Source organism: Maribacter sp., from assembly GCF_049667165.1.
Lineage (GTDB): Bacteria > Bacteroidota > Bacteroidia > Flavobacteriales > Flavobacteriaceae > Maribacter_A.
Genome location: NZ_JBATHS010000005.1, coordinates 1 through 6,590 on the forward strand (window position 1 = coordinate 1; position 6,590 = coordinate 6,590).

At 41.5% G+C, this 6,590-nt stretch carries 6 protein-coding genes; 3 read left to right on the forward strand and 3 right to left on the reverse strand.

What is annotated here, in order from left to right:
- The 3 genes from WBM98_RS00115 to WBM98_RS00125 all read left to right on the forward strand — a co-directional run.
- A partial coding sequence (locus WBM98_RS00115) for an OmpA family protein (protein WP_424363973.1) occupies window positions 1-1,887 on the forward strand: 1,887 nt, incomplete at its 5' end.
- A gap of 191 nt (window positions 1,888-2,078) precedes the next feature.
- A complete protein-coding gene (locus tag WBM98_RS00120) occupies window positions 2,079-2,249 on the forward strand; it encodes a DUF6747 family protein (RefSeq protein ID WP_424363974.1) in 171 nt (56 codons plus the stop codon).
- A 233-nt stretch (window positions 2,250-2,482) separates the two neighbouring features.
- Window positions 2,483-2,659, forward strand: a complete 177-nt coding sequence (locus tag WBM98_RS00125; RefSeq protein WP_424363975.1) for a DUF6747 family protein — start codon at window positions 2,483-2,485, stop codon at window positions 2,657-2,659.
- Between the two features lie 71 nt (window positions 2,660-2,730).
- Here WBM98_RS00125 and WBM98_RS00130 read toward each other — a convergent pair whose 3' ends face one another.
- From WBM98_RS00130 to WBM98_RS00140, 3 genes are all read right to left on the reverse strand, one after another.
- The gene (locus tag WBM98_RS00130) at window positions 2,731-3,717 is read right to left on the reverse strand and encodes a DUF4837 family protein (protein WP_424363976.1); all 987 of its coding nucleotides are present in this window, start codon (window positions 3,715-3,717) and stop codon (window positions 2,731-2,733) included.
- A gap of 13 nt (window positions 3,718-3,730) precedes the next feature.
- Window positions 3,731-5,374, reverse strand: a complete 1,644-nt coding sequence (locus WBM98_RS00135; protein WP_424363977.1) for a LysM peptidoglycan-binding domain-containing protein — start codon at window positions 5,372-5,374, stop codon at window positions 3,731-3,733.
- A gap of 115 nt (window positions 5,375-5,489) precedes the next feature.
- Window positions 5,490-6,590, reverse strand: a 1,101-nt coding sequence (locus tag WBM98_RS00140; protein ID WP_424363978.1) for a phosphoglycerate kinase, incomplete at its 5' end; no start/stop codon positions are given.

Below are 6,590 nucleotides of genomic sequence, written 5' to 3' on the forward strand. Positions count from 1 at the left end.
GATAGTTACTTTGACAAAATGTGGTATGCCGAAGCCGCTGAACTATACGAACAAGCCTTAAGTAAAGGCGAAAAGAACTATTCTTTTGAAATCATCCAGAAAGCGGGTGATGCCCACTATTTTAATACCAATATGGAAAAAGCCTATCATTGGTATAACATCCTGTATGAAAAATATGGGAAAGAAATGTCTGCGGACAATATCTTTAAATACGCCCATTCCCTAAAAGGAACTGGCAAATATGCCCGTGCAAAAAGGCTGATGCGCTTGTACGATCGAAAAATGAAAGACCCCAATGCATCCATTTCCGAGGATTTGGCCGAAAAGGCCCTGGTGAACGAAGCGGTGCTTGATGAACTACGCAGCACAAAACAAGAATTCGATATCCTCAATTTGGCCATCAATTCGAAATATTCAGAATTCTCGCCCATGTTTCATGATAAGGGGCAAATCGTCTATGCGTCCTCCAATGACACTTCCATTTTCCATACCAGAAAGTATAAATGGAACGATCAGCCCTATTTGGATCTTTATGTGGCCAAGTTGAATGAGGAATCACAAGAACTAAAGGATGCCCTTAAATTTTCAAAGGCGGTCAATACGAAGTATCATGAAGCATCGGTCACCTTTTCACCCGATAATGAAACCATGTATTTTACCCGTAACAACTATGGTAAGAAATTGAAACGGGACAAAAAAGGGGTAAACCATTTAAAAATATACAGATCTCAGAAAATCAACGGGGAATGGACAACGGCAACCGAGGTGCCATTCAACAGCGATAATTATTCTACGGGGCACCCCGCATTGAGTCCGGATGGCAAACAGCTCTATTTTGTGTCCGACATGCCGGGCAGTATTGGTCAAACCGACATTTTCGTGGTTGATGTGCTCGAAGGCGACCAGTTTTCAGAGCCCAGAAACTTAGGACCGGGTATCAATACCGAAAGAAAGGAAATGTTTCCCTTTATCAACGCGGAAAAATTATATTTCTCTTCCGATGGCCATGTAGGTCTAGGCGGATTGGATGTCTATGAGGCTGAACTTGATGAAGCGGGAGGCTTCTTAGAGGTAAAGAACTTGGGGCAACCGATCAATAGCAACAAGGATGATTTTTCCTATATCGTGAATGAGGAGAATCAAAAAGGGTTCTTTGCATCGAACCGAAAAGGTGGTAAAGGGGATGACGACCTCTATTCCTTCAAAAGGTTGAAAGTCGAGGAAGTTCCAGAAAACCTAAATGCCATCGCCGGAACGGTCACTGAATTGGTCACTGGCGATCTTATGCCAAAAACATTGGTGACCTTATTGGATGAAAACAATATAAAATTAAAAGAAATGGTTGCCGATGATGATGGCAATTTCCTTTTCGAGGACTTGGAAGGGAATACCAAGTATATCATCAAAACTACAAAAGGGGATTATTTTGATGAAATTGTGGAAGTATCCACCAAAGACAATGCGGTGGTGCATACCGATGTAGCGTTGCGAAGGTTGAAGGAAATGATTGCTATAGAGGATGGCATACGTAAGTTGAAAACAGAAATGATTTATTTTGATTTTGATAAATCCTATATACGAAAGGATGCCTCCGAAGAACTCGATAAATTGGTGCAGGTAATGACAGAATACCCTGATATGGTCATTAAGATCGAGTCGCATACCGATTCAAGAGGTAAACGAGCTTACAACAAGTATTTATCCGATATGCGTGCCAAGTCGACACGGGATTATATCATCGCCAAAGGCATTGCTCCTAGCAGGATTCAAAGTGCCATAGGTTATGGGGAGGATAGACTGATCAACGAATGTGATGGTACGGTAAGGTGTACAGAGGCCAACCATTTACTGAACCGAAGATCGGAATTCATTATCGTAGATATGTAAAATAAACCTTTCAGTACAAATCCAAAACCGCAAATCAAAAAATGATTGGCGGTTTTTTTATGCCCTTTTCCCATTTTCACAACATTATACAAGGGGTTTGCAACAAAAATAACACAATAAGGTACTTAATCATCTGATTCTCTGTTGTATATAACACCTACAATCTTTTATTTAACCTAAAACCAATCAAGATGAAAAACGTATTATTGATCAAAGAAATTTACATTGAAGCCTTTAGAAACCTTGGGCATGCCCTTGTTAAATCGTATTTTAAAGCCTTTTCGTGGTTCTGCATCGCCAGTTACATAATAATGCTCTATGCATTTGTGTTCCGGGTTTCTACGGGATTTGCGTTCGAATGAACCTTTTTAACCAACCATACGTATTAATGCGTCCATGATCGGACGCATTTTTTTTTAATGGCATTCCATATTCCTCTGATGATAAACTGTTAAACGCATATAAATACCTTTCATGGAGTCTGTATACGAACCAAAACCCCCACAGCCATAAATTGTGCAGTTCAGCTTTTATTTTTTATTCGCCACAAGCAAATAGTGACATTTACCCCATAATTAATTAAAAACTTGGGCGTATGGACAAACTATTACTTTTAAAGGAAATTTATTTCGAGGCTTTTAGAAACTGGAGCAATCTATTTTTTAAAAGATATTTCAAGGTGTTTTCATGGTTCTGTTTTGCTCTACTTGCAGTTGCGATCTATGCATTTGTATTTAGGGTGACCACAGGATTCAGTTTTAGCAATTTATAAGGCGGACATCTTAACAAAAAACAGCCCTGACGTTACTGTCAGGGCTGTTTTGTTCTAGATTGTCCGTTAGGCTAATCGATTATCTGTAGGGTCTTCATTATGGCTTCCAACTCGAACATATAATCCCGCTTTTCGGCGGAAGGGGCAAAAGTAAAGCCTTCGACGACTATTTTGCGATTATGTACCTTGTCATTTACGATATAGGTTAAAAACGGCCCTGCCATTGGATAGTTCTTAATGTCCCACAGACCGCGGACCTCAGCGGCTTTCATTTCGGTAATTTCCACAGGAAAAACAGAGGGTGAGAATGCCGGTTCCGTGCGCATATGCGTCTTTTTGCCTGGGACATCGGGTCCTGGAATATAAAGGTCTCCAATAGAATCGCGCATGCGAACAATGTCCTTTACAAAAGTTGAATCAACTGAAAAGCTGTCCCATGGCATTTCATAGACGATAATGTTCATGGTGCCTTTCTGGATCTGTCTTTCGAGCCAGACAAATTTATCTTCTGACTTTACGACCCTATATACCGAGGGTATACTTAAATTGATCCCAAATTTCTCTTTTAGGTCCTTTTCCTTATTCAAGGATTTCAGAAAGCGATGCTGCGCCTCCTTTATTTCCTGGTCTTTGAAAGAATTGATGATTTCAGGGGCCTTTTTATCAAGATTCTCAATGATCTCACGATCCGTTTTCCCTTTGATCACCGCAACTTTTTGGGGTTGGGAATACATATCGCTCTTGATATGCGCCAAATTCAAGGTGTCTTTTTGCACATATAAAACGTTTCTGCTATTGCGCACAGCACCTGAAAATACCTCAGGTGGAATTTGGGTGATCGAAAATATGGGCTCCTCCATGGTCAACCCTAGGGTGGAAGCGGCAAAATACTGCCGTACCTTATCCCCAACGGTCGATTTCCAATCCTCATTGTCAATAACAACGATCAACGAATTATAGGCTCCAATTGAACTGGGCAGATAATTCTTCTCTCCACTGTCTTTACAGGATAGAATGATGGCAAAAAAAAGGGGTAACACGAACTTAAATTGCTTCATGGGTGTTATTGATTTACGATGAACAATTGCACAATTTCAACTTTGTGCCTGGTTTTAGATTGTTACCACTAATACCGTTCCATTCTCGTAAATTTTCGATACTAATTCCGGGATATTTTTTTGAAATGGTCCAGAGCGAATCCCCGCTTTTTACCGTATGTATTTTAGATTCCGGTATATTCATAGTGCTGACAACCGTTTGCGTGCCTTTTGAGGTGCTTGTGGATGCTGTTACCGGCTTTCTTGAGTATATAGTCAATCGTTGTCCTATTCTCAAGTTATTGCTTCTTAAACCGTTCCAACTTTTTATTTGGCTGACGCCTACCCCAAACCGTTCAGCGATTTTGCCCAAATAATCCCCACTACGCACTTTGTAACGGATTCTATCATCGGCCTTGACCAATTGGGGTAAAGGGGATTCCTTACTTTTAAGCTGTGCTTCAACATGCGCATAAATAGCCGTTTCATTGGCAACGAATTTACCTATGGCCGGTTTTGGCAATCGCAACGTATACTCCTTGCCCTTTACATATGGGATAATATTCAATTTATAGGATGGGTTCAAGACTTTTAATTCTTCAACATCAACGCCCACCAATTCGGAAATCTGGTCGAAGGTAATCATACTTTTAACTTGGATTGTATCTGTTTCAAAATAAGTACGATCCACTTTTTGTGCCTTGATCCCATGCTCATCGGCGTATTCGAGCAAATACATGGTAGCTAGAAAAGCAGGGACATAACCCGCGGTTTCACGTGGAAGATTTCTACGGATATTCCAATAGTTTTTATAGCCTCCAGACCTTCGAATGGCCTTGTTCACATTACCTGGCCCTGAATTGTAGGCAGCAAGTGCCAAGTCCCAATCATCGAAAATATCATAGAGTTTGGATAGGTATTTACAGGCGGCTTCGGTTGATTTTATCGGGTCGCTGCGTTCGTCAACATAACTGCTCACATCCAGCTTATACATTTTACCGGTGCCATACATGAACTGCCAAAGCCCTGTTGCTCCTACCCGGGACCTAGCCCTTGGGTTCAATGCGGATTCAACAATGGCCAAATATTTCATTTCGAGGGGAATGTCATATTTATCGAGTTGTTCCTCGAACATCGGAAAATAAAACTGACTTACGGTCAACATCCTTTCGATAAGTCCTCGCTTGCGAACCAAGAATGATTTGATCACATTTTCCAACGATGGATTGTAGGCAACGTTGAATGGGGTCTTTTGGTTCAACCTTTCCAATCGCATTCTAAGGGTATCGGTATTCAGGCTGATTTCGGTGACCAAAGTGGGGTCTAATTGAGACACTTCCTCATACATGTCATCATAAAGTGCCGCACTCTCATAGAGTTCCTTCATCCAAAGACTATCGTATTTGGCCGCAAGTTCAATATCCTGTAAATCGAAGGATTTTTTGTCGCCTATGACCGCCACGGGCAAGGCATTGTCATTAATAATGTTTGAGGATTCAAGAAGTTCCATTTGTTTAACCCCCTCCATGTCCAAAGCGAGCGTATCCAAAGGAATATCCTTGGCCTGCACTACTTTAATCTGCTCGGCGGATGTGTGGTTTACTTCTTGGGCGATTACTGAATTATTCAGAAAAGCGACCAAAATAAAGCTTATAGACCAAAACTTAAATGGATACATAGGACATTCTTTAGTTATCGGGAACTAACGAAAATCGTATTTTTTTTTGAAAGAATAAAATTTAAAAGCCTAAAGTATTGTTTTATCCTGTAAGTCCCGTTAATCGATAACGCCCTTACCCCTCTAATATTGCAGCGATTCCGGGCAGTGTTTTTCCTTCTAAGCTCTCTAGCATGGCCCCGCCTCCGGTAGAGACATAACTCACCTTGTCCTGAAATCCGAATTGCTTGACAGCTGCTACTGAATCCCCTCCACCTACAAGGGAAAAAGCACCCTTTTGAGTTGCCTCATCTATATAATTACCCACACTGATCGTACCCTTTGCAAATTTTTCCATTTCAAAGACCCCAACAGGACCGTTCCATAAGATCGTTTTGCTTTTTAAAATGACCTCCTTGAAAATTTCGAGTGTTCTTGGGCCGGCATCCAAACCCTGCCATCCATCGGGAATCTTATCAACATCAACCACCTGTGTTTGTGCATCGTTACTGAATTCACTGGCAGCCACTACATCTACAGGAATGTGCACCTTAACTCCTTTTTTCTTTGCTTGTTCAAGAATGCTCAATGCGAGGTCCATTTTATCATCCTCACATATAGAGTCCCCAACCTTACCGCCTTGGGCCTTGATAAATGTATAGGTCATACCCCCACCAATGATTAAATGATCGACCTTATCAAGGATATTTTCAATTATGGTGATCTTAGAGGATACTTTGGCGCCTCCAAGTATCGCCAATATCGGTTTTTCACCTGTACGCATGACTTTTTCAATAGCGATGATTTCTTTGGCCAATAAATATCCAAAGCATTTTTTGCCAGGGAAGAACTGGGCGATAATTGTAGTGGAAGCATGGGCCCGATGCGCTGTTCCGAAGGCATCATTCACATATATATCCCCCAATTTTGATAGTTTTTTGGCGAACGCCACATCCCCGGAAGTCTCTTCATCGTGAAATCGAAGGTTTTCCAATAAGAGCACTTCACCTTCCTTCAGCGCCGCCACGGCTTTCTCTGCCTCTTCACCAACACAATCAGCAACGAATTTAACTTCCACACCGATGATTTCCGAAACCTTACCGCAGATATGCTTAAGGGACATGGCCTCATTGCGTTGCCCTTTGGGCCTACCCAAATGGCTCATCAGCACCGCACTGCCACCATCCTCCAAAACCTTGATGATCGTTGGCTTTGCAGCTTCTATTCTATTGGTATC